Source organism: Actinomycetota bacterium (genome assembly GCA_014360645.1).
Taxonomy (GTDB): domain Bacteria; phylum Actinomycetota; class Geothermincolia; order Geothermincolales; family RBG-13-55-18; genus Solincola_B.
Genome location: JACIXD010000008.1, coordinates 39,557 through 63,748 on the forward strand (window position 1 = coordinate 39,557; position 24,192 = coordinate 63,748).

At 65.8% G+C, this 24,192-nt stretch carries 20 protein-coding genes and 2 riboswitches; of the genes, 14 read left to right on the forward strand and 6 right to left on the reverse strand.

Annotation, left to right across the window (positions count from 1 at the left end):
* Positions 1–108 precede the first annotated feature (108 nt).
* The gene (locus H5T74_08525) at positions 109–1,512 is read right to left on the reverse strand and encodes an FAD-dependent oxidoreductase (GenBank protein MBC7230417.1); all 1,404 of its coding nucleotides are present in this window, start codon (positions 1,510–1,512) and stop codon (positions 109–111) included.
* A 157-nt stretch (positions 1,513–1,669) separates the two neighbouring features.
* Here H5T74_08525 and H5T74_08530 point away from each other — a divergent pair, with 157 nt between their 5' ends.
* Both H5T74_08530 and H5T74_08535 read left to right on the forward strand, forming a co-directional pair.
* Positions 1,670–2,854: a thiolase family protein gene (locus H5T74_08530; GenBank protein MBC7230418.1), complete on the forward strand. Its 1,185-nt coding sequence runs from the start codon at positions 1,670–1,672 to the stop codon at positions 2,852–2,854.
* 1 nt (position 2,855) lies between these two features.
* Positions 2,856–3,239 (forward strand): OB-fold domain-containing protein, encoded by a 384-nt coding sequence (locus H5T74_08535; protein MBC7230419.1) that lies wholly within the window; start codon positions 2,856–2,858, stop codon positions 3,237–3,239.
* Between the two features lie 69 nt (positions 3,240–3,308).
* On the opposite strand, the gene H5T74_08540 is transcribed toward H5T74_08535, so the two are convergent.
* From H5T74_08540 to H5T74_08555, 4 genes are all read right to left on the reverse strand, one after another.
* A complete protein-coding gene (locus tag H5T74_08540) occupies positions 3,309–3,518 on the reverse strand; it encodes a TOBE domain-containing protein (protein ID MBC7230420.1) in 210 nt (69 codons plus the stop codon).
* Positions 3,519–3,711: 193 nt separating this feature from the next.
* Positions 3,712–4,551, reverse strand: a complete 840-nt coding sequence (locus H5T74_08545) for a substrate-binding domain-containing protein (protein ID MBC7230421.1) — start codon at positions 4,549–4,551, stop codon at positions 3,712–3,714.
* A 137-nt stretch (positions 4,552–4,688) separates the two neighbouring features.
* The gene (locus H5T74_08550) at positions 4,689–5,219 is read right to left on the reverse strand and encodes a molybdopterin-dependent oxidoreductase (GenBank protein MBC7230422.1); all 531 of its coding nucleotides are present in this window, start codon (positions 5,217–5,219) and stop codon (positions 4,689–4,691) included.
* A 5-nt stretch (positions 5,220–5,224) separates the two neighbouring features.
* A complete protein-coding gene (locus tag H5T74_08555) occupies positions 5,225–6,790 on the reverse strand; it encodes a molybdopterin-dependent oxidoreductase (protein ID MBC7230423.1) in 1,566 nt (521 codons plus the stop codon).
* Positions 6,780–6,898: riboswitch (molybdenum cofactor riboswitch) on the reverse strand. (Overlaps the previous gene by 11 nt.)
* A 493-nt stretch (positions 6,899–7,391) precedes the next feature.
* Positions 7,392–7,511: riboswitch (molybdenum cofactor riboswitch) on the forward strand.
* 138 nt (positions 7,512–7,649) lie between these two features.
* Between H5T74_08555 and H5T74_08560 the strand changes: the two genes are divergently transcribed.
* The 12 genes from H5T74_08560 (at position 7,650) to H5T74_08615 (ending at position 23,613) form a co-directional block, all read left to right on the forward strand.
* On the forward strand, positions 7,650–10,163 hold the full coding sequence (locus H5T74_08560) for a hypothetical protein (GenBank protein MBC7230424.1): 2,514 nt from the start codon (positions 7,650–7,652) through the stop codon (positions 10,161–10,163).
* Positions 10,164–11,000: 837 nt separating this feature from the next.
* Positions 11,001–12,113, forward strand: coding sequence for a hydrogenase small subunit (locus H5T74_08565; GenBank protein MBC7230425.1), 1,113 nt, complete (start codon positions 11,001–11,003; stop codon positions 12,111–12,113).
* Positions 12,114–13,715, forward strand: coding sequence for a nickel-dependent hydrogenase large subunit (locus tag H5T74_08570; protein MBC7230426.1), 1,602 nt, complete (start codon positions 12,114–12,116; stop codon positions 13,713–13,715). It begins immediately after the preceding gene.
* Positions 13,716–13,730: 15 nt separating this feature from the next.
* Positions 13,731–14,228 carry a hypothetical protein gene (locus H5T74_08575; protein MBC7230427.1) on the forward strand — a complete coding sequence of 166 codons (498 nt, stop codon included), beginning with the start codon at positions 13,731–13,733 and terminating at the stop codon, positions 14,226–14,228.
* Positions 14,229–14,230: 2 nt separating this feature from the next.
* On the forward strand, positions 14,231–15,559 hold the full coding sequence (gene rsxC, locus H5T74_08580) for an electron transport complex subunit RsxC (protein MBC7230428.1): 1,329 nt from the start codon (positions 14,231–14,233) through the stop codon (positions 15,557–15,559).
* Positions 15,560–15,574: 15 nt separating this feature from the next.
* Positions 15,575–16,708 carry an RnfABCDGE type electron transport complex subunit D gene (locus tag H5T74_08585; GenBank protein MBC7230429.1) on the forward strand — a complete coding sequence of 378 codons (1,134 nt, stop codon included), beginning with the start codon at positions 15,575–15,577 and terminating at the stop codon, positions 16,706–16,708.
* 84 nt (positions 16,709–16,792) lie between these two features.
* Positions 16,793–19,555: a carbamoyltransferase HypF gene (hypF, locus tag H5T74_08590; GenBank protein ID MBC7230430.1), complete on the forward strand. Its 2,763-nt coding sequence runs from the start codon at positions 16,793–16,795 to the stop codon at positions 19,553–19,555.
* A 26-nt stretch (positions 19,556–19,581) separates the two neighbouring features.
* Entirely contained in the window at positions 19,582–19,827 is a 246-nt protein-coding gene (locus H5T74_08595) for a HypC/HybG/HupF family hydrogenase formation chaperone (GenBank protein MBC7230431.1), read from the forward strand.
* 91 nt (positions 19,828–19,918) lie between these two features.
* A complete protein-coding gene (hypD, locus tag H5T74_08600; GenBank protein MBC7230432.1) occupies positions 19,919–21,019 on the forward strand; it encodes a hydrogenase formation protein HypD in 1,101 nt (366 codons plus the stop codon).
* Between the two features lie 226 nt (positions 21,020–21,245).
* Positions 21,246–22,217 carry a hydrogenase expression/formation protein HypE gene (hypE, locus tag H5T74_08605; GenBank protein MBC7230433.1) on the forward strand — a complete coding sequence of 324 codons (972 nt, stop codon included), beginning with the start codon at positions 21,246–21,248 and terminating at the stop codon, positions 22,215–22,217.
* Positions 22,218–22,370: 153 nt separating this feature from the next.
* Positions 22,371–22,958 (forward strand): restriction endonuclease, encoded by a 588-nt coding sequence (locus tag H5T74_08610; GenBank protein MBC7230434.1) that lies wholly within the window; start codon positions 22,371–22,373, stop codon positions 22,956–22,958.
* On the forward strand, positions 22,954–23,613 hold the full coding sequence (locus tag H5T74_08615) for an S-adenosylmethionine-binding protein (GenBank protein ID MBC7230435.1): 660 nt from the start codon (positions 22,954–22,956) through the stop codon (positions 23,611–23,613). Before H5T74_08610 ends, H5T74_08615 begins: the two co-directional genes overlap by 5 nt.
* A 17-nt stretch (positions 23,614–23,630) precedes the next feature.
* Here H5T74_08615 and H5T74_08620 read toward each other — a convergent pair whose 3' ends face one another.
* A complete protein-coding gene (locus H5T74_08620; protein MBC7230436.1) occupies positions 23,631–24,068 on the reverse strand; it encodes a VOC family protein in 438 nt (145 codons plus the stop codon).
* Between the last annotated feature and the right edge of the window lie 124 nt (positions 24,069–24,192).

The window sequence follows — 24,192 nt, forward strand, 5'->3', positions numbered from 1 at the left end:
TCTCTCATGGTCATGGCGCCTGTCGGCCCCCGATGCTTCCGCCCCTGTAAGGTCTATCCATGATGGTGAACGGGCTGGCTCAAGACCTTGCTCCCGGTCAGGGCATCCTCATTCCAAGCCCTCCAGGTCGCAGGTGCATTCCCTGCCCAGCACCCTGGCCTCCGCCAGGTTCCCGGCCACGATGGGGATGTCCAGGGGGTGGCTGTAGGGAGGGGCATAGGCCAGGTCCAGGGAGGAGAGGTCGCCCGCGGTAAGGCCCGCCGAGACGCATACCGCGAAGACGTCCAGGCGCTTCTCTACCACGGCGGGCAGGTCTCCCACCACCTGGGCGCCCAGGATGCGCCCCGTCTTCTCCTCCACCGTCACCCTGGCGGTCATGCGGCCGCCGCCGCGGTAATACCCCGGCAGCACCGCGTCCTCGAGGGTGACGGAACGCGCCTCCATGCCCGCCTCCCGCGCCTCCGCCTCGCTCAAGCCCGTCTTGCCCGCCGTCATCTCGAAGGCCTTGAGGACGAAGGTGCCCAGCACGCCCGGAAACCTCCCCTCACCCCCGGAGGCGGTCTCCGCCGCGGCGCGCCCCTGCTTGCGGGCGGTGGAGCCCAGCGGTATCCAGGTCTCCGCGCCGGAGACGAGGTGGCGCGCGGTGGCGCAGTCCCCGCAGGCCAGGATATCGGGGACGCTGGTGCGCATGGCTTCGTCCACCCTGATGGCGTCGCGGGCGCCCAGCTCTATGCCCGCCCTGCGCGCCAGGTCGCTCAGGGGCCGTATGCCTATGGCGAGAAGCACCATGTCCGCCTCGAGTTCCCCCCGGGTGGTGGCGACTCCCGCCACGGCGTTATTGCTGCCCAGGATGCCCTCGACCCCGGCGCCCAGGTGCATCGCCACCCCGTTGGCCTCCAGGTGAGCGCCCAGCTTCCCCGCCAGGTCGGCGTCCAGGGGAGGGAGCACGTGGTCGGCCAGCTCCACCAGGTGTACCTCCATGCCCAGGCGGCGCAGGGCCTCGCACATCTCCAGCCCGATGGCGCCTCCTCCCACGATGACCGCGCGGTGGGGAGCCTGCAGGTCGATGAAGGATTTCATCTCCAGGGCGTGGGTCAGGGAGCGCAGCACGAAGACCCCTTCCAGATCCCGCCCGGGGAGGAGCGGCACGAAGGGCGCCGCGCCGGTGGCGATGATCAGGCGGTCGTAGGGGATGGAGAGCTCGCTCACCCCCTCCAGGTCGGCCACGCGCACCCGCTTGTTCTCGGGATCGATCTCATTGACGCGGTGGCGCAGGAAGACGCGGATGTCCTGCCTGCTCTCGAACTCCTCGGGCAGGCGCGCCAGCAGTCGGCGCCAGTTGGGGCTGTAGCCGCCGATGAAATAGGGGAGTCCGCAGCCGGCGTAGGAGATGAACTCATCCTGGTCGTAGATCTCGATCTCGGCTTCGGGGCAGCAGCGCCGGGCCTTGGAGGCCGCGGTTGCCCCTCCCGCCACTCCTCCGATCACCACGATCCTGCGCGGCTGTTCCATCCTCCTCACTCCTCCCTCTCGCTTACGCCGGGCTTCCCTCGCCGCTCGGCCTGCGGACCCTGCCGGAGCCCGAGACGCGCGCCGGCGCCGGTTACCCGGTGGTATAATGCTCTCGGTCCCGTGTTCTATCATTCCCCTGGAGGGAGGCTGGGAAACGGTGCGCGAGGCGTACATCGCCGGGGTGGCCATGACCGACATCGGCTGGCACGAACGCGACCCTCACGAGCTGGGGGCGGAGGTGTGCGCCGGGGCGCTGCGGGACGCCGGCCTGCTGCCCGCGCAGGTGAAGGGCCTGATCTCGACCCCCCACGGATACATGGCCCCCGCGCGCAAGATGATCACCCAGCGCATGGCGGATTACCTGGGGATGCGATGCGGCCTTATGCTGGAGATAGACAGCGGCGGGAACTCCAGCTCCGTGGCCGTGCATATCGCCAGGGACCGCATCAGGCAGGGAAGCATAGACTCTTGCCTGGTCTTCGCCTCCCAGAGGGAGACGCCGCCGGGCAGGATAAAAGAGGACATCCTGGGGCACTTCCACCTCATCAAAGCCGCCAATTCCCTTTACGATTCATACCAGGCCGCTTTCGGGGTCATCAGCCCCCTGCCCTTCTATGCCATGGCCGTGCAGCGTTACATGCACCTGCACTCCGTGTCTCCCGAGGACATCGCGCGCGTGGCGGTGCTCCTGCGAGAGCACGCCCTGAAGCACCCCCAGGCCGCCTACAAAGAGCCCCTCACCCTGGATGAGGTCATGGAGAGCAGCTTCGTGTCGCCCCCCATCCGCCGTCTGGAGTGCTCGGAGATGCACGACGGCGCGGCGGCGGTGCTCCTGGTGAGCGAGGAGCTGGCGCGGGGGAACCCCAGGGCGGTGCGCATAGCGGGCATGCGCGAGGCGCACGACCCCACCAGCTTCGTGCCCTACCGGGGCGAGATATCCAGGTTCCCCTGCGTAGGGAGGGCGGCGCGCGGCGCCCTGGAGGAGAGCGGATACGGCATAGCGGATATCGACGTGGCCGAGGTCTACGGCGCCTTCGCGGGCATGGAGCCAATGATGTACGAGGAGCTGGGGTTCTTCTCCCCCGGCGAGGCGCCGGCGGCGGTGAAGGAGGGGCGCACCACCCACGGGGGCGAGGTGCTCATCAACCCCAGCGGGGGCAGGCTCTCCCTCGGCCACCCCGCCTATGTCACCCCCCTGCTGGAGTTCATCGAGGTGACGCGCCAGCTGCGGGGGGAGGCGGGAGAGCGCCAGAGGCCGGGTGCTGAGGTAGGGCTGGTCCACACCGAGCAGGGATTCATCAACGGCTCCATCGTGGCCGTCCTCGACCGGAAAGGCGCGTGATATGGACACCAGGCCGTACATGCAGGACAGGGCGGCAGAGGAGTTCTTCTCCCGCCTGGAGAAGGGCGAGTTCAAGACCACCCGCTGCCGCGCCTGCGGAGTGACCCACTATCCCCCGCGCGTGGTATGCTCAACCTGCCTGGGGGAGGAGATGGAATGGGTGGACCTGCCGCGCGAGGGCACGCTCGTCGCCTTCACCCAGCAGAGGGACGCCATACGCTGCCGCCGGCCGGACGTGCTGGGCATCGTTGAGTTGGAAGATATAGGAAACGTTTTCACCCGTATCGACGCCGCCCTGGAGGAACTCCGCATCGGCATGAGGGTCGCCTTCGATACCTGGACCTCCCCCGACGGCGTGCCCCTGCACCAGTTCCGTCCCCTCTAGGACGGCTCCTGGCTACAGGCGCGCTTCGGCCGCCTCCAGGTCAGCCGGAAAGCCTCGGCGCCCGGCCCCTCACTCCACCCCGATCATCACGTTGGTCGCCTTGATGATCACATAGACCTGCTCGCCCTCGGCCAGGCCCAGGCTCTCGGCGGAGGTCTTGGTGATGACGGAGAAGATCTCGTCCCCTCCGGCGAGCTCCACCCGCACCTCCGTGTTCACCGTGCCCGGCGTGACCGCCTTCACCGTTCCCTTGAGGACGTTCCTCGCGCTGATCTTCATGGTTACACCTCCTGGACGGAAAAACAGGTTACCCCATTCATTATTCTTGTCTCGGCAGGATCAAAAACATGCGGTTGGAGCCGGAGGCCGCCGTATGAGGCGCGCGAAAGTGGATGCGGTGGAAAGCGGGCGTTTCAAGGCGTGGCGCGAAGGGAAGGGCTTCGCTCCTCCCCGGGAGTAGCCCGCGCCGACCTCACTCGAAAAGGTAGAAGAGATGGCGACCGTAGCGGTCGAGGCCGAAACCCCGGATCAGCTTCCGGGTCTCTTCCTGGAAGAGGAAGGCGGCGAGATCGCGCGCTCCCTCCACGTTGGTATCCGGGAAGACGGCCGGGTTGGTGACGATCACCGAGTACACGTTCTTCAGCCCCGCATCCCCCTCGACCATGACCTCGAGGTCGAGAGCCTGGTCGAGGACGATGAAGGTCGCCCGGTCGGCGAGGGTGTAGGCGCCCTCCTGGTCGGCCAGCCTCAGGGTGTACCCCATCCCCTGGCCGCTCTCGCGGTACCAGTCCCCGGAGGGCTGGATGCCCGCCCTCTCCAATACGCTCAGCTCCATGGCGTGGGTCCCCGAGGCGTCGCCGCGTGACAGGAAAGTGGCGCCGGAGACGCTGATGCGGGCGAAGGCCTCCGCCGCGTCCGACATCCCCCTGACGCCCGCGGGGTCGTCCGCGGGCCCCGCGATGATGAAGTCGTTGTACATCACCTCGCGGCGGCTCTCCCCCAAACCTGCCTGCATGAACTCGGCCTCCGCCCTCGGCTCGTGGGTGATGGTGACGTCGGCCTCTCCCTGCCGCGCCATGAGCAGCGCGGCGCCGCTTCCCACGGCCACCGCCTTCACCCGGTAGGGGTATTCCTCCTCGAAGCTCTCGATCAGCGCGTCGAGCAGCCCCGAATCGAGGACGCTGGTGGTGGTGGCGAGGATGAGTTCGCTTCTCTCCTCATCGGGGATGGAGGGGGGCGCGCAGCCGCCGGCCCACGGCGAGATCGCCGCCGCCAGCAGGGCGGCCACCAGGATCCAGGCTACCTTCTTCATCCACCCGCGGCCTCCATGACCGTCGCGGCCCGCCGCGTGGCGGCGAGGACGCCTCTCGGCCGGCCTCCTGGCCTCGCGGGCGGCGGGCTCGCTCCATGGCCCGCGGCGCGGCCGCGCGCATGTTCGTGGCGGGTTCGTCACCTCACGATCTCCATGCTCACGATGCGGTGGATCCAGTAGAATCCGTCCTCGCTCCCGACCACCAGGCGCACCGGCCCCTGTTCCCTGGGGATGGGCGCGCCGTTCTCCGCCCAGGCCAGGATGGTGTCCGGACGCATGGCCATCTCATAGCTAACCCTGGCCACGTAGCCGTCCCAGGCCTCCATCCTCACCTCGACGAACGGTTCCTCCACGCCCTGGCCCCGGAGGACGTCCCCGAGGCGGGCCCCCGTCCACACCCCCGGCTTCTCCATGCCGTTGGAGCGCACGAGCACCGTCTCCACGTCGACGTTCTTGTATCCCCTGATCTCATCGGTGTCGATATCCGGCCTTTCCCCCAGGGGGTCGTGTATCTCGATGGTCCTGCATTCCTCGTACATGCCCTCCAGGCGTCTCTCGCTCTCCAGGAGCATGGGGGAGTCGTTCCGGCTTCCGCCGCATCCATAGAGAAAGGCGAGGGTAAACGCCGTGATCAGCAATGCCGCCGGGATGCAGGGATGCCTGCGCATGCGGCTCATTCCTCCACGCCGAGGTGTCGGATCAGGGGGATGATCATCACCCCTAGCGGCCAGGAGGACATGGGCGCCCACGCCAACCATAGCACCAGCGAGGTCATGCCCCCTTCGGCGATGAAGGCGAGGGCCGTGGCCGGCGGAGAGATATGCTCGCCGGGCGCCGCATCTCCCGATTGCGGGCCGCCGCCGGGGACCGGCTGCGGGGACGTTTCCAGGGCCGGCTGCGGGGGCGTTTCCGGAGCCGGTTGCGGGGACGGCGCCGGCTGCGGCGCGGGAGCCGGCGGAGGCGCTGGCGCGCTCACCGCGCCGTAGACCGCGAGGGAGCCCTCGGGGACCGCGCTCGCGGCCGGGGGCTGCTCTCCGGCCGGCAGGGGCAACACCCCCACCGCGTAGACCATCCTGGCGCAGAGCGGGGTGTTGGCGTCTCCTCCCTGCTCCCTGTTCCCGGGGGAGGCTTGGGGGACGATCAGCCGCAGGCTGCCTTCCTCTCCCTGCAGGGTTTTCCCGTTCTTCTCGTAGGCGATGATCGTACGCAGGCCTCCGGGATAGCAGCTTCTTGCCTGGGAGAGGCTGAGCGAGACGGTGTATCCGTCACGGGCCATGACCTCCACGCCCGTGGCCCCGGCGGCGACGCGCAGCTTTTCGTCCAGGAGGTAGGTGAGGGGCACGCCGCGGTAATCCGCCTCGTAGTAGGTGAACGGCTCCTGCGACTTGAGGAAGGTGTAATGGCCGGAGAAGGAGGGCATGGAAGCGATTTCGGACATGGTGAAGACGAAACCGCCGCCCGTGGCCGCGTGACAATCATTCCAGGCCTGCACGCCGGCGGCAAGGGAGGAAGCCAGCATGACCGCGAGCGCGACCGCGGCGGCCCGCGGCATGCCCTTTCCTCTCTCCTTCCTACCCGCGTAGGAGGCGGTCGAGGCGCCCAGCAGCAGCAATGCGGGGATGAGGAAAGACAGGGGCAGGATGGGCGAAAACGGGCGGGTGGACGGGACATCGCCGTAGACCCACAGCTCGTCCAGGGGCACCTGCTTTGGGTCGGGACGTTCGCTCCCCTCGTCCACGGGACCGATCTCTATCAGCCTGAGGTTGGAGACCCACGACGGCTTGTTTATCTCCCCATCTTCGTATTGCGGCATCACCAGCCGCAGGGGCCCGTTGCCGTCGGGCTCCGGCTGCAGCCTCTCGCCGTTCATCTCCCAGGCCAGCAGGGGAAGGAGGCCCTGCGCGTTGCGGCGCTTGAGGTCGGCCAGGGTCAGCACCGAACCCACCGCCGGCCAGAAGTAGCCATCCGGGGCGATCAGCCTGACCTCCGCTCCTTCCGCCGTTATCCCGCACCGCTCGAGAAAGAGGTGGAGAGCGACGCCTTCGAACTCGGTGTCTTCGACCGTCTGCCAGTTGTTGATGCTGTGATAGGTAGCCCGCGTGGAGGGCATGGAGAGGACCTCGTCGTAGCCGACCACGAGGTACTCCTTTCCCCCGAAGCCGTAAACGAGGAAGAGCGTCAGGGATATCGCCATGAGCAGGGACGCGAAGATGAACGGCCACCACCGTTTCCGGCCCATGCACCCTCCTTTCCAAGCACGGGAGGCCCGCCGGTTTCCCGGCGAACCCTATCGGCCTCCGGCCATGGCTTGCGCTTTAGGCCGGCAGGCTCGGAGAGCGATACCGCTTCAAGATAGCATGAGCCTCGCTTCGCGTGTCAAGTTCGCGGCATCCCGACGGCCTTAACGGATAACCCGCGCGCCGGCGGAGATGATGCGGGCGGCCTCGTGCGGACGCACGGGACGAACGCATGCTCCGCGCGGCGGGGAAAATGCCCGGCCCGCCCTGTCGCCCCATCGGCCTTGCCGGGCCGGCCTGCTCCCCTGCGCGGCTTTTCGCGCGGGAGGAGAACGCTCGCAAGGCGGCCTTGAGGACGACGCGGGCGGCATACTCGGCCCGGGACGCGGCGGGCGGCGGACGGTGCGCGAAGGGTGGTGCTTTCACGTCTCCGTAGGCGTCTTGCCCTGGCGGCGACATGTTGGTGATCGGGGGAAAACCGGGAAGATGAGAGGGGGTCGCGGGAAACGGCCGGCCATCTCGTCTATCTCGTTGATCGTTGGGGGCTGACCCCCAAGGATTGGCGGATGTTGCCGGTTGACAGCGGAGGTAGCCCATAGTACAAATTGATTGGTTTTCCGAGCAGCCTGCTCCTAAGGCGCGAGCTATGGAGGGCTGCCGATAGGGTGGGATTGGAAACGGTCCCGCCTCCCGTGTTTGGAAAGGAAAACCGGCTATGCGATGCGAGCGTGGCGTCCTTTCCGCATGGGGGACGCCCCCCTTTTTTTCGCGAGCCGTCCTTTCCTGCGCGGAAAGGGCGGCTTCTTATTGCATGGAGCAAAAGGCAGTCGCGAAAGTTGATTCGCGAAGGGAGGAGGAGACATGCGAAAACACCTTATCGTCATGCTTGGAGCCCTTCTGTGCCTGGCCTTGGCCGCGCCCGTGGTCGCGGCTTCTTCGCCGGCGCGGGAAGACGTGGGCTTTCAGGCCGACGCGGTATCCGGTGCATCGCCAAATTACCGCGTCTTCACCGAAGCGGAACTGAAAGCGATGAAGAAGCATGTCCAGACCCTTGACGGCGGGGGCGACATCGTCTCCATCAGCGAGGGGCTGGCGGGCGGCCATTACACCTGCCAGAAAAACTCCGATCCCTATACTTATTTCGAGCAGGATTGGAAGGGCGTGAGCCTCTCCTACCTGCTGGAGCAGGAGGTGGGCCTCAAGCCGGACACCACCGGCATCAAGGTCATCGCCGACGACGGCTACGCCGTCACCCTGACCCTGGACCAGATGAGGCAGAACGGCAACCCCAGGGGGTTGGACACCATCCTGGCATGGCAGAAGGGAAAGCCGAGCGCGGACAACCCCCACGCCCCCGATGCCACCGGGGCACCCTGGGTGGCGCCGCTCCCCACCGACCAGGTCCTGGATGAATCCGAGGGGCCTTTCCGGCTGGTCATGCCCCAGAAGGTGGAAGGGCCGGACCCGCGCAACGTCGCTTATTCGCCCGCCGGCACGGGAGATGCCAACTGGAACAAGGCGGTGCAGCGCGTGCGGGCCATCGAGGTGCAGCCGGTGCCTCCGGGAATACCGTCCATCGACCCCGCCGCCATACCTCCGAGCGAGATCGTGGTCTACGGCAACATCCTCAACCGCAAGACCCTCACCGTGGACCAGCTTAAGTCAATCGCCCCCGTCACCGCGGATTACCCCTGGAAGAACAAGGCCGCCGAGACCGGCGTGGACGCTTGCGCCGGCATCCACATGGACTGCCTCCTCGACCAGGTCGTCGGGCTGGGGGATGTCGCCACCCAGGTGGAGCTGCTCGCCGCCGACGGCTGGGGGTTCAAGGACCGGTGGACCCTGGACCAGATTCGGGACACCTACGGACCCGACGGCGACCTCAAGTTCATGCTGGCCTGGAACAGGAACGGGGAGGACCTGGGACCCGAGCCCGATGGCGACGGGCCCATCCAGATGATCAAGCCGCAGTTCGATCCCGACGACACCAACACCAGCAAATGGCTGAAGTGGGTGCGTACGGTGCAGGTCGACGACGGCGACGAGGCAAACGACGACCCGGCTCCCGATCCCACGCAGATCCCCACCGACCGCGCCATCTTCTGGGGGGATATCGACGCCGGCAACGTGCCCAGCGAGTGGTTTTTCGCCGAGGGATGCACCGGTTTCGGCTTCGAGGCCTGGCTGTCCATCGCCAACCCCAACTCCTGGGAGAGTAAGGTCATCGTGGATTACCATATCGAGGGCGAAGCCCCGCAGCAGCAGACCCTTACGGTCCCGGCGCGTACCCGGCACACCATCAACGTGGCCGCGGTGATCGGCGAGGGCAAGAACTTCTCCGCCCGCGTCGAGGGCTATCACGGCGACTCCATCGTGGCCGAGCGCGCAATGTATTGGAGCGGTAAAACGGGCGGGCACTGCGCCTCCGGCGTGAATGCGCCGGAGGAGCGCTGGTACCTGGCCGAGGGATGCACCGCTGGCGGCTTCGAGACCTGGGTGCTGTTGCAGAACCCGGGAAGCGAAGACGCCACCGTGAACCTCACCTACCTGACGGATACGGGAGAGGTGAAGGGCAGCCCCGTGCTCGTGCCGGCCATGTCGCGCCGCACCGTCAACATAGCCACCGACGGGGTGGCGGACAGGTGGGACGTCTCCACCATGGTGAAATCGGATCATCCCATCGTGGCCGAGCGGGCCGTGTACTGGAACAATAGGAGGGGCGGCCACTGCGAAATGGGAGTGACCTCGCCCGCCAGCCGGTGGTACCTGGCCGAGGGCGCCACCGCGGGCGGTTTCGAGACCTGGGTGCTGGTGCAGAACCCCAACGACAACGAGGTCAGGGTGGACCTGGCCTTCATGACCGGCTCCGGCCCCGTGGCCCCACCCGAGCTACAGGACTATGTCATAGCGGCGAGGTCGCGCCACTCCTTCAACATCAACGCTTTCGTCACCGACTACGATGTCTCCACCATGGTGACGTCCGAGGGAGGCGGCGTCATCGCCGAGCGCGCCCTGTACTGGAACGACAAGAGCGGCGGTCACGACGCCCACGGCGTGGAACGCGCGAGGTTCAAGGCCTTCCTGGCCGAGGGCGCCACCGCGGGCGGTTTCGAGACCTGGGTGCTGCTGCAGAACCCCGGCCCCTCCGATGCCACCATCCATATCACCTACCAGACCCTGGAAGGGGCCATAGAGGAGGAACCCATGACGCTGGAGGCGGGCAAGAGGGCCTCCGTCAATGTGGGCGCGGAGATCGGCGAGACCTACGACGCCTCCATCCTCATCCGTTCCTCCGCCCCCGTGGTGGCGGAACGGGCCGTGTACTGGGATTCCAAGATCGAGGGAACCTGCTCGACGGGCTACGCGAGCTGGTGAGAGGAGCGCGGGTCAGCGACGAGCGTGGCGCGGGCGGTAAGGAGTGGGGGCGAGGCCGCGGGCTGATGGCACCGCCCCCCGCTAGGGCCGTAAAGCCGGATCGCGGGACGAGATCCGGGCGCGGCGCGGCTCCTTGACAAACAAAGAGGGCATAATATAAGTATTTTTAAACCGGGAAAGCGTATAGAGCGCGCGGGATCGAGACCAAGGCCAGCCTCCATGCGGTCTGCGCTCCCCGAGGGTTTTTGAACCCTCCGCTCGATGCGCCCCGTTAAGAGCGAGAGCGCACAGATCAGCGGGAAACACACAATAAGAAGCTCTTAAATACTAATACTTGTACATAGATAAAGGCGAGCGATTGGATTCGGTTGCGGGAAGTGGATGGTGAATCGCCCGCTCGCGGGATCGAGGCGGCTCCTCCGGGCAACGTGATGGGGATGGGAAAACGGAGAGAGGGAGAGAAAAGGTGTAGGGGAATGGGTGAACGCGGCCGAAGCGGCATGCGGATCGGCAGGTACGCTCGGGAACGATAAGTGGCTTGTATATAAAATATTTTATCATTATCATTAATACATTTATATCATATAATTATATTCGATGTAAGGAAGTAAACGTTGCGCACGAAGCGTAATATGAGGCGGCGTGAGCCCCTGGCGAAAGCAGGCGAGAGCGGGAAACCAGCGCTCGGAACGAGGTGGGCGGCGGTCCGTACACCGCGCGATCTAATCAACCCCACTTTCCTAGGTCGGCCCATCTCTTCCGGGCGCTTCTTCCATATATCCCGATCGCAATCCCTCTTACCATGAAGGTACCGGTCTGACAGGAGGTGAAAGATTCGTGGAAGGAAAGGGAGTGACACGGCGACAGTTCATCAAGTACGCGGGCGCCACCGCGGCCTTGCTGGGCTTGAGCCAATCCCTGGTCCCGGAGATCGCCCGAGCCCTCGAGGAGCTCACCTCGGGCAAGCCGCCGGTGCTCTGGATCCAGGGGCAGAACTGCACGGGCTGCTCGGTATCTTTCCTCAACACCAACTTCCCCAATGCTGCGGAGCTGGTGCTGGACAAGCTGTCCGTGCGCTATCATCCCACGGTCATGGCCGCCGCCGGTGACCTCGCCTTCGGGGTGCTGGAGGAGACCGCAAAGGAGCTGGCCGGCAAGTACGTGCTGGTGGTCGAAGGGCCCGTCCCCACCGCCGAGGGCGGCGAGTTCTGCACCTTCGGCCTGGAGAAGGAGACGGCTTCATTCAACGGTTATCAGCGCCGCAAGGACAAGCCCATGACCGTGTGGATGGAGGAGCTGGTCCCCGGCGCGGCGGCGATCATCGCGCTGGGCAACTGCGCCTCCTTCGGCGGCATACCCGCCGCCAACGCCTCGGTCACGGGGACCAAGGCGGTGCAGGACATCGTCAAGGAGATCAGCAAGGACAAGCCGGTTATTAACATCGGCGGCTGCCCGTCCCATCCGGACTGGTTCGTCGGCACGGTCCTCGATTACCTCATCAACAAGAGGGTGCCGGAGCTGGACAAGCATAACCGGCCCAAGGCTTTCTTCGGAAAGCTCATCCACGAGAACTGCGAGCGGAGGGCATCCTTCGACGCCGGCCTCTTCCTGGAGGACTGGAACGACAACAACCCCGACATGAAGCTCTGCCTCTTCAAGATGGGGTGCAAGGGCCCGGTGACCTACGCGGACTGTCCCACCCGCCGCTGGAACTCGGGGGTGAACTGGTGCGTGGGGGCCAACGCGCCCTGCCACGGCTGCGCCGAGCCTACCTTCTACAAGGACCTCTCGCCGCTGTACGAGCCCCTGCCCAACGTGAACTTCCTGGGCATCAACACCACCGCCGAGACCCTGGGCTGGGTGGCCGCCGGCGCCACCGCGGCGGGAATCGGCGCGCATTACCTGTACAAGCAGTTGGGCAAGAAGGCACCCGAGGGAGGTGAGCAGTAAATGGCGCAGCTCATCAGCATCGACCCAGTGACGCGCATCGAAGGCCACCTCCGCATCGACGTGGAGGTAGAGGACGGCAAGGTAAAGGACGCCTGGTCCTCGGGCACCATGTTCAGGGGCATCGAGATGCTCCTCAAGGGCAAGCACCCCTTCGACGCCCAGCAGGTCACGGAGCGCATCTGCGGCGTCTGTCCCCTGGTGCACGGCACCGCGGCCTCCTACAATCTCGACGACGCGCTGGGAGTGGAGCTGCCCGACAACGCCCGGCTCATCCGCAACCTCTGCCTGGGCGCCAACTTCATCCAGTCCCACATCCTGCATTTCTACCACCTGGCTGCCCTGGACTACGTGGACGTGGCGGCGGTGGTCAACTATTCCGGGAGCAACGCGGCGCTGAAGGCCATCAAGGGCAAGGTGGCGGGCCTGGTGAAGGCGAACGACGTCTATCCCTTCCTGCCGCGTTACGAGTCGGACGATTACGTGAGCGACCCCGAGCTGGCCACGGTTCTCGTCGGCCACTACGTGGAAGCGCTGGAGATGCGCAAGAAGGCGCAGGAGATGCTCTCCATATTCTACGGCCGCATGCCCAGCTTCGTGGGCACGGTGCCCGGCGGGGTGACGGTGCAGCCCACGGTATCCAACATCGCCGCCTTCCGCGCCCGCCTGGCGGAGCTGCGCTTCTGGATCGACAACGTCTACGTGCAGGACATCCTCACCGTGGCCGGCGTGCCCGCCTACCAGATCTTCTTCACCGCGGGGGACTCGGGCGGGAATTACCTGGCCTACGGCGGCTTCGACGAGGACTCCAATGGCACGGTGAAGTTCCTGCCGCGCGGATACATCACCGGCAATGACGTGGCGGCGGTGAAGGAGTTCGACGAGAACAAGATCACCGAGTCGGTGAAGCACTCCTGGTACAGGGACGAGTGCGAGGGCCTGCACCCCAAGGAGGGCAAGACCGAGCCCGAGGTGGGCAAGGAGGGAGCCTACTCCTTCCTCAAGGCGCCGCGCTACGACGGCAAGGCCATGGAAGTGGGCCCCATGGCGCGCATGCTGGTGCTGGCCGGCCTCGAGCTCTCCGGGAAGATATCTCCCGACAAGCAGAAGCTCATGCCGCTCGTCAAGTCACTCGGCCTGGACGCCAAGGTCATGGAGCTGGCCACGGAAGGGAAGTTCGGCATCCTGCCACGCCACGCCATGCGCGCCTTGGAGTGCAAGCTCATCGCCGACCAGATGGACGTATGGCTGGACGAGCTCAAGCCGGGCGAACCGATCTACGACAAAAAGGACATCCCGGGCGAGTCGTACGGACGCGGCCTGGTGGAAGGCCCGCGCGGCGCCCTGGGCCACTGGATCCACATCAAGGGCAAGAAGATCGACAACTACCAGGCCATCGTGCCCACCACCTGGAACGCTGCCCCGCGCGACAAAGAGGGCAACCGCGGGCCCATCGAGACTGCCCTGCTGGGACTGCCGGTGCCCGACGCGGAGAACCCCATCAACGTGGTGCGCTGCGTGAGGTCCTTCGATCCCTGCCTGGCCTGCGCCATTCATGTGATCCACCCCGAGCACAACGGCGTCAAGAGCTTCCGCGTGGTTTAGGAAAGGGGGATGCGGATGAAAGAGAGGATACGCATCCCGGGCCCGGCGAAGGTGATGTATGCCACATACCTCAGCGCGCTGGCGATCTCCATCTACGTGGGTTTCAACAACCTGCACCCCTTCCTGGAGGGTTGGAGGTACCCCTGGCAGATGAGCATCGCCCAGTTCGTCAACCTGGTCACCATCTGGATCGTGGCCTTGACCGCGGGCGTGTATATCTATTACGCCACCCTGGGCAGGCCCAAAGGGTGGAACGAGCCCATGGGGTGGTACCGGATGGTGATCGCGCTCCTGGCCATCTGGTACTTCCTGCTCACCTACGCGGTTCTGCTGCCCAACAGCTGGATGAGGTGGCTGAACGACGCCTTCGGCGGGATCGCCAACACCTGGAAGGTCTATGACGTGTTCCTGTGGATCGTGCTGCTGGCGAACATCATCTATCTCTATGCCCGCTGGACCAAGTCCGAGAGGTTCCCGCGCTTGAGGGCGGCGGCCAGGAGAGAGGGGGTGTGAGGATGTCGGGTAAGACCGGATTCAAGACCTTCGCCGGCGGCATCCACCCGCCCTACAACAAGGAGCTGGCCAAGGACGAGGCCACCAAGCCCTGCCCGGTGCCGGCGGAGGTGTACATCCCCCTCTCGCAGCACATAGGCGCGCCCAACGTGCCCCTGGTGTCGGCGGGAGACCGCGTCGAACTGGGGCAGAGGATCGGCGCCACCGACGCCTTCGTTTCCGCCCCCGTCCATTCCTCGGTGGCGGGGACGGTGAAGGAGATCGCGGAGGTGGCCGGTTTCACGGGCGCCAGGGTGAAGTGCGTGGTCATCACCCCCGATGCGGAGCAGCCGGAGTTCTCCCGGCAGCCGGGCAAGGACCTCGACGCCTATTCCGACGAGGAGATCAGGGCCATAGCCCGCGAGGCGGGTCTGGTGGGCATGGGAGGGGCCGCTTTCCCCACCCATGTCAAACTGACGCCCCCCAAGGACAAGCCGGTGGACACGGTGATCATCAACGCCTGCGAGTGCGAGCCCTTCCTCACCTGCGACCACCGCCTGATGCTGGAGCGCCCCTCCGACCTCGTGGCGGGGCTCAAGCTGCTCATGAAGGCCGTGGGAGCGAAGGACGGCGTCATCGGCATCGAGGCCAACAAGATGGACGCGGTGGAGGAGATGCGCAAGGCCGCGGCGGGCGTGGACGGCGTCAAGGTGGATATCCTGGACGTCAAGTACCCCGAGGGAGCGGAGAAGATGCTCATCTTCGCCCTCACCGGGCGCAAGGTCCCGCCGGGCAAGCTGCCGTCCGAGGTGGGATGCCTGGTACAGAACGTGGGCACCGCCATCGCCCTCTACGAGGCCGCGGCCTGGGGCAAACCGCTCTACGAGAGGGTGGTCACGGTGAGCGGTGACGGGATAACGAAGCCGGGGAACCTCCTGGTGAGGATCGGCACCCCCATCCAGTCCCTCATCGACGCCTGCGGCGGGGTGAAGGGCGATACGGCGAAGATCATCATGGGCGGCCCCATGACGGGCTGGGCACAGCCCGGCGCCGGGGCTCCCGTGGTGAAGGGCACCTCGGGGGTGCTGCTCTTCACCGCGGACATGGTGGACGTGGGCGAGGAACACGAGTGCGTGCGCTGCGGCAAGTGCGTGGACGTCTGCCCCATGTTCCTGCAGCCGAACTTCATCGTGCAGGCGGTGAAAAGGGAGGAGTGGGACAGGGCCGAGATGTGGGGCGCCCTGGACTGCTTCGAGTGCGGGTGCTGCTCCTTCACCTGTCCCGCCTACATCCCCCACGTGTCCTACGTGCGCAAGGCCAAAGCCGATATCGCGGCCCTGAAGAAGAGATAGGAGGAGGTGATGTAAGTGGCTGAACTGCTGACCAACGTCTCTCCTCACCTGCACAAGAAGGACGAGACCATCTCGCGGGCGATGAAGGACGTGCTCATCGCCCTCGCGCCCGCGGCGGTGTGGGCCCTGGTGGTCTTCGGGTTCAACGTGGTGCTCATCCTCGCCGTGAGCTGCATCGCGGCCGCTGTCGCCGAGGTGGTCATGCGCAAGATCATGGGTCGCAAGATCACCCTCAAGGATTACAGCGCCATGGTGACGGCGGTGCTCTTCGTCTTCCTGCTGCCGCCCACCACGCCCCTGTGGGTGGTGGCCATCGGCTCCTTCATCGCCATCGCGGTGTTCAAGGAACTCATGGGCGGCCTGGGCAAGAACGTGGTCAACCCGGCCATCGCCGCCAGGCTGCTGTTGTGGATCACCCCCCTGAGCATTTATACCACCAAGTTCGTGCGCCCCTTCTACTGGAAGGACAGCGGATTCTTCACCCCCATCGCCACCAGCTTCAGCAAGGGGGTGACCACCTTCCAGACCCTGGCGGGCAACACCGTGGACGTGGTCGCCGCGGCCACTCCCTTGTCGCTGCTGAAATCGGGGCGCTGGGGGGTCGAGGTGATCACCGGGCCCACTCCCATCGGCGCCACCTGGACCAACAGCGCGGGAAGGCCCACCCTGGGCTCCATGTTCCTGGGGCTGAAGAGCGGGTGTATCGGCGAGGTGTCGGTGCTGCTCCTCCTGCTGGGAGGCCTGTACCTGATATGGCGGGGCACCATCGACTGGCGCATCCCCACGGGGATCATCGGCAGCTTCCTCCTGCTCAACCTGGTCTTCTGGAAACAGCCCTTCTACCAACTCTTCGCGGGTGGGCTGTTCCTGGGAGCCTTCTTCATGGCCACGGACTGGGTGACCAGCCCGGTGACCAGGAGAGGAAAGTGGATATATGCCGTGGGAATAGGGTTGACGGTGTTCCTCATCCGACTGTTGCATTACCGGCCCGAGGGGGTGGCCATCGCCATCCTCATGTGGAACATCGGGACCCTGGTGATCGACCGCTACATCGCGCAGCCCAAGTTCGGCGAGGTGGGAGTGGGGCTGTTCAACAAGCTCCCGGTCCTGCCGGAGCCGGCGCCGGCGCCCGCGAAAAAGGAGGCCTGAACCGGGTCAGCGGTCGAGTACGGAAATCCGATATGCGAGGAGCGGTCCCGCGGGGGCCGCTCCATCATCTATGATGGGATGGAGATGGAGAACGAGGAGAGCAAGGACGCGGCCGGCTGCGTGGTGGTCGGGATCGGCAATCCCCTGCACGGCGACGACGGCGTGGGGGTGCGCGCCCTGGAGTACCTGCGCGGCTCCTTGCCCGACGGCGTGGAGCTGGTGGAGGGGATGATCTACGGGCCGGACCTGCTGCCTTTCCTGGAGGGGCGCGGAAAGGCCATCTTCATCGACGCCATCGACGCCGGCGAGGAGCCGGGGGCGGTGTTCCGCTTCTCGCCGCGGGAGGTGAGGCAAGAGCACGGGGCGCCGTCGCTCTCCCTGCACGATTTCGGGCTCTACGAGCTCATCGCGGCCGCCGAGCTGCTGGGGCAATGCCCGGAGGAGGTGACCGTCATCGCCGTGCAGGTGAAGAGCCTGGAGGTGGGGACGGAGCTTTCCCCGGAGGTGGAGGCCGCCCTTCCCCACGTGCGCCGCCTGGTCCTTGAGGAGCTGGGGAAGGCGAACGGGGCGAGCAGGGCTTTCGTGGAGATCGAGGTCACGGGCATCGTGCAGGGGGTGGGTTTCCGCCCCTTCGTCTACCGCATCGCGCGCGAGCGCGGGCTCGAGGGGTGGGTGATCAACACCCCGGAGGGGGCGCGCATCAGGGCCGCGGGCGGGAGGGAGGCCCTGGCGTCGTTCATGCGTGCCCTGAAGGAAGAGGCGCCGCCGGCGGCGGTCATCGAGGAGATCGAGGCCGAGGAGGTCTCCCCCTTCGAGGCGGAGGACTTCCGCATTGAGGAGAGCTGCGTCGAGGGGGACAGGGTCACCCTGGTATCGCCCGACCTGGCCACCTGCGGGGACTGCCTGCGCGAGCTCTTCGACCCCGCCGATCGCCGCTACCGCTACCCCTTCATCAACTGCACCAACTGTGGGCCGCGTTTCACCATCATCGCCGACACCCCCTACGACCGGCCGCTCACCACCATGGCCTCCTTCCGCATGTGCGAGGAATGCGAGCGGGAGTACCACGACCCCTCCGACCGGCGCTTCCACGCCCAGCCCAACGCCTGCCCCGCCTGCGGGCCGCGGCTCTGGCTGGAGGACGGCTCGGGCGAGGCGGTGGAAGGCGATGCGGTGAGGGAGGCGGCGAGGCTGCTGCACGAGGGGAAGATCGTGGCGGTGAAGGGGCTGGGCGGATTCCAGCTCGCCTGCGACGCCACCTCCGACGCGGCGGTCTCCAGGCTGCGGGAGCGCAAACGCCGCTACGCCAAGCCCCTGGCGGTGATGGTGCGTGACCTGGAGGAGGCCAGGCGTTACTGCCGGGTGAGCCCGGAGGAAGCGGAGATGCTCTCCTCGCCCCGGAGCCCCATCGTGCTCCTCGAGGAGAGGGAGGATTCCCCCCTCTCCCGCGAGTTGGCCGCGGGCCTGCGGCGCCAGGGGGTCTTCCTTCCCTACACGCCCCTGCACCACCTGCTGCTGCGCGAGGCGGGGATACCGCTGGTGATGACCAGCGGCAACATGAGCGAGGAGCCCATAGCCAGGGAAAACGAGGAAGCCAGGGATAGGCTTTGCGGCGTCGCCGACGGCTTCCTCCTCCACGACCGCGATATCCTGGTGAGGTACGACGACTCGGTGTGCATGGCCCTACGAGGGCGGGAGTACCCCATCCGGAGGGCGCGCGGCTACGCCCCCTACCCGGTGATCCTGGCGCGGGAGTGGGGGACGCAGGTGCTGGCGCTGGGAGCGGAGCTCAAGAACACCTTCTGTTTCCTGCGCGGCAGGCACGCCTTCGTGGGCCAGCACGTGGGCGATCTGGACGACCGCGAGACGCTGCGCCACTACGAGGAGGCCATGGAGGCCGTGCGCCGCCTCTTTTCGCTCCGTCCTGAGGTGGTGGCGCATGACCTCCATCCCGACTACCTCACCACCCACCTGGCGGGGGAGTTCGGCCTGCCCGCGGAGGGGGTACAGCACCACCACGCTCACGTGGCGAGCTGCATGGCCGACAACGACCTGGAGGGCAGGGTCCTCGGCGTCTCCTGGGACGGCACCGGCTACGGTCCCGACGGCACGGTGTGGGGCGGCGAGTTCCTCCTCTGCGAGGGCGCGGAATACGAGCGCGTGGCGCACCTCCGGACCTATCCCATGCCGGGGGGAGACGCCTGCATGAAGGACATCTTCCGCATGGCCTTCGGGGTGCTGTGGGAGGTATGCGGGGACGGGGAGGAGGCCGTGGATATATTTTCCAGGCTTTTCCCGGACCTGGCGGAGGCGGCGCCGGCGCTGGCGGCGCAGGTGAAAAGCGGCCTCAACACCCCGCTCACCTCCAGCGCGGGGAGGATGTTCGACGCCGCGGCCGCCCTGGCGGGGCTGAGGGAGCGGGCCTTTTACGAGGGCCAGGCCGCCTGCGAGCTGGAGGCCGCGGCCGCGGGGGGCATGGACCCCTATCCTTGGGAACTCGACACCTCCTCCTTTCCCTGGAAGCTGGATACGCGACCTGTCTTCCGCGCCCTCCTCGATGATCTCAGCAGGGGGGTCGGGACCGGCGAGATCGCGGGGCGTTTCCACGCCTCCCTCGCGGAGGCGGCGGCAGCGGTATGCGCGGGGCTGGCGCGCGAGACGGGGGCTGAACGCGTGGTCCTCAGCGGGGGGGTCTTCCAGAACGCCCTCCTCGCGGGAGCGGTGGTCGCAGGCCTGGAGGCAATGGGCATGGCGTGTTACCTCCACCGTCGGGTACCATGTAACGACGGTGGGATCTCCCTCGGACAGGCGGTGGTGGCGGCTCGCCGCCGGGAGGCGAAGACGTAAGGATAGACGAGGCCACGGAGGAAGAGATGTGTCTGGCCGTTCCCGCTGAGGTCGTCGAGCTCATGGAGGACGGACTCGCCCTGGTGGAGATCGGCGGGGTGCGCAAGCAGATCAGCCTTATGCTGGTGGACGACGCGGAGATCGGGGACTTCGTCCTCGTGCATGCCGGTTTCGCCATCGAGAAGGTGGATGCGGAGGAGGCGCGCAGGACCCTGGAGATACTGGAGGAGTACGCGCACCTCGACGAGACGGGGCCGGGTCTTTACGCTTGAATATGTCGCCGGGATATCCCCTCCGTGCCGATAGGTGCACGGTATTCCGAGGTGTGAGACCCGACTCCGGGGGGCAGATGAGGTCACGAGCATGAGATTCGTCGACGAGTTCCGCGAGCCGGAGCTGCTCAGGGGGCAGCTCGAGGAGATAAGGAGAATCGGCTTCCGCGCCTCCTTCATGGAGGTGTGCGGCACCCACACCATGGCCATCTCCCGCGCCGGCCTGCGCCCCCTGCTGGCGGGGCGCGTGGAGCTGGTCTCGGGGCCCGGCTGCCCGGTGTGCGTCACCTCGGAGGCGGACATCGGCAGGGCCATCGCCCTGGCGGGCCTGGAGGGCGTGACCCTGGCCACCTTCGGAGACATGATGCGCGTGCCGGGACCCCAGGGGACGCTCTCCGAGGCGGCCTCGCGGGGAGCGGCGGTGAAAGTGGTCTATTCGCCCCTGGAGGCGCTGCGCCTGGCGAGGGAGGACCCCGGACGCAGGGTGGTCTTCCTAGGGGTGGGTTTCGAGACCACCGCCCCGGCGGTGGCCGCTTCCCTCCTCACCGCCAGGCGGGACGGGGTGGGGAACTTCTTCGTCCTCAGCCTGCACAAGCTGGTGCCGCCCGCCCTGCGCGCCCTGCTTGAAATGGAAGACTTTGCCATAGACGGCTTTCTCCTCCCGGGACACGTGAGCGCGGTGCTCGGCGCGCGGGCCTACTCCTTCCTGGCCGACGAGTACGGCGTGCCCGGCGTGGTGGCGGGATTCGAGGCCGCGGACATCCTCCGAGCCCTGTGCATGCTCATGGAGATGAAGCGGGGGGGAAAGGCATCGGTGGCCGTCGAATACACCCGTGCCGTGAGGGAGGAAGGAAACCCCCGGGCGCGGGCGGTCATGGAGGAGGTCTTCGAGCCCGCGGACGCGGAGTGGAGGGGGCTGGGGATCATCCCCGCGAGCGGCCTTCAACTGCGGGAGGAATTCCGCCCCCACGACGCCGGCGCCTGGGAGGTGGAGTCGCCGGCGCCCGCGGGCGACAGGGGATGCCGCTGCGGCGACGTCCTCTGCGGGAGGATCAGGCCCCCGGACTGCCCCCTCTTCGCGCGCGCCTGCACCCCGGAGAGCCCGGTGGGCCCCTGCATGGTCTCCACCGAGGGGACCTGCGCCTCCTACTATCTCTACGACTTCCGGGAGGGAGAGGGGCATGTCGGGTGAGGCTCTCGCCGTGGCCCACGCGGGGGAACCCCCGCGTGGAGTGGAACCCCGCTCTCGAAAACAACCTCGCGTTGTGAGCGAGTTGGGTTCTGTTAAAAAACCACCGACCCTTTCGCCTTAAGATGATGTATGGCAATAGATTCGGGCAGGCGACGAGGAGGATGAACGGGAGGAGATCTTGTCCGATAAAGTCATAACCCTGGCCCACGGCGGGGGCGGTTCCCGCATGCAGGAACTGCTGGAGAGAGTCGTATTCCCCCTCCTGGGCCAGGGGTCGCTGGCGGAGGCCGAGGACGCCGCCGCCCTCGTCCTGCCCGGGAAGGCGGACGGAGGGCGCCTCGCCTGCACCACCGACTCCTTCGTGGTCAAGCCCATCTTCTTCCCCGGAGGGGACATCGGCAAGCTGGCGGTGTGCGGAACCGTCAACGACCTCGCCATGCGGGGCGCCAGGCCCCTCTACCTGACCATGGGCCTCATCCTGGAGGAAGGCCTGCCCTTCGAGACGCTCGAGCGGGTGCTTTCCTCCGCCGCGCGCTGGGCGCGGGAGGCAGGGGTGGCGGTGGTGGCCGGCGACACCAAGGTGGTGGAGAAGGGCGCCGCCGACCTCATCTACGTGAACACTTCCGGCATCGGGGTCATCCCCGCGGGGCGCGAGGTCTCCATCCGCGGGGCGCGTCCGGGTGACGTCCTGCTGGTCAACGGCTTCCTGGGCGACCACGAGGCCGCGGTGCTCAGCCGCCGTGAGGGTTTCGGCTTCGAGGTAGAGGTGGAGTCGGACTGCGCGCCCCTCAACGGGTTGGTGGAGGCCATGCAGGAGGCGGGCGAGATCCACGCCATGCGGGATGCCACGCGCGGGGGCCTGGCGGCGGTGCTCAAGGAGATGGCGGCCTCCTCGGGGGTGTCCGTGGAGCTTGTGGAGGAGAGCATCCCGCTGCGCGAAGGGGTGCGAGCCTTCTGCGAGATGCTGGGTCTGGACCCCCTGCTCCTGGCCAACGAGGGCAAACTGGTGGCGGCGGTCCCGGAGGGCGATGCGGAGGCCGTCCTGGAGGCCATGCGCTCCCATCCTCTGGGGGCGGACGCGGCGGCCATCGGCAGGGTGGTGGAGGGGAGGGCCGGCGAGGTCGCCATGTTCACCCCCCTGGGGTCTCACCGCCTGCTGCGCATGCCCTCGGGCGAGCACTTCCCCCGCATCTGCTGATAAACCCATCGGGGTCATATGTCTCCCGCAAGATACGGTATTTATCCCGCACACAAGGAACCGGAAGCGGAACGGCTAAGTAATATATGAACATAAGTTCCCGTCAGAGGGTGAAGATGAAGAATTACATAAAAGGAGCTGAACGAGGAGGAAATGGCAGTAGAATCGCTCCCGAAGTTCATACGCTCACATTACGAGATACATGAATGGAAGCACGCATGTGCTATCCTGAGCCAGGACTTCCCCAATGAGTGGCAAGACATCGTGGACGTGCTCACCAGCTTCCGACTCCTGCGCAGCGACATCTTGAGGCCGGGAGGCCGCCTCTCCCCCATATCGGAGAAATTCAACGACATGTTCGAGGATAGAGGTTGGGTGGAGAGGGGTTTTGATACCAAGATGGTTGTAGATGAGAACGAGCTGGAATCGCCGACCCACAAGGTCGATTGTTATAAGAACAGGATAGCTATTGAGATCGAGTGGAATAACAAAGATCCCTTTTACGACCGGGACTTGAACAACTTCCGGCTCCTCTTCGAGCTACGTGTCATCAGCGTCGGTATAATTATTACTAGATGCGACGAACTGCAAGAGGTTTTCGACGAACTGGGAAAAGGGTCTTCGTACGGAGCATCGACGACGCACATGAGCAAATTGCTGCCACGCATTGAGGGTGGCGGGGGAGGCGGATGCCCCGTGCTTGTATTCGGGATCTCCAGGAGGTTGTACGTTGAGGATTGAGGAACGGGAAAGCGGCAAAAGAGCCGGTGGTCCTTCTAGTGACCTGCTTGACCTGGGAGAGCGCAGATTCGGTACCATCCTGGCCGATCCACCATGGCAGTTTATGAACAGGACTGGAAAGATGGCGCCAGAGCATAAGAGATTGAAGAGATATGCAACCATGTCTTTGCAGGAAATCATCGAACTTCCGGTAGCGCGTATAGCCGCGCCCCAAAGCCATCTCTATCTCTGGGTCCCGAACGCGTTGATACTTGAAGGCCTCGAGGTCATGAAGAGATGGGGCTTCACCTATAAAACCAACCTGGTATGGTACAAGATCCGTAAGGATGGGGGTCCAGACGGACGAGGAGTAGGGTTCTATTTCCGTAACGTTACGGAACTCGTGCTTTTCGGCGTCCGCGGCAACCTTAGAACGGCGAAACCCGGAAGAACGCAGGTAAACATAATACGCAGCAGAAAGCGTGAGCACTCCAGAAAGCCGGACGAGCTTTACGACATCATCGAGCGATGCAGCCCCGGACCCTACCTGGAATTATTTGCGAGGCACAGTCGCCCTGGATGGTTTCAATGGGGGGACGAAGCCCCTGACCAGCAAGGATGCGAGGTCATCTGCCTGGGGAAAGAACCCATGGCTCTTTTTGAAACTGTAAACTAGCACACCCCGGATTGTAGTTATTTTCTGGACTGTTCCCAGATCTTTACCCATTCCTCCTCGGGGAACTCCGCGAACTGGATGAGGGTCCCCAGGCCCTCGCGGGGGTGGAGGAAACACTCCTTCCACAGCTCGTTGGAGGTGTTGATGTCGAAGGGATTGAGGCCGCGGCAGCGCAGGTGCTCCACCATCTCCTCGATGTCGCGCACCTTGAAGGTGAGGTGGTGGATCCCCTCTCCGCGCTTCTCTATGAAGCGGTTGACGAAGTTGCCGGGATCGTCGGAATACACCAGCTCCAGCATGCTGCCCGAGCCCATGAGGAAGGTGGTGAAACGGAACCCGCCCCACTCCATGTCGAAGACCTCCCTTGCCCCCAGCACGTTGGTGAGGTAGTTCGCCGCCCGGTGCTTGTCCCTCACCGCGAAGGCCACATGATCGAGCTTCTCCACCAAGTCCATGGCATCGGCCTCCTTTTCTGGAAGGCGCTTCCGCTGCGCCCCTTGCCGGTCTCCTTACATGATATCCCCGGGGCGGCGAGGAGAACAGGCGCACGGCGTTTTCGCCCGTCGGGACGCCTTTACG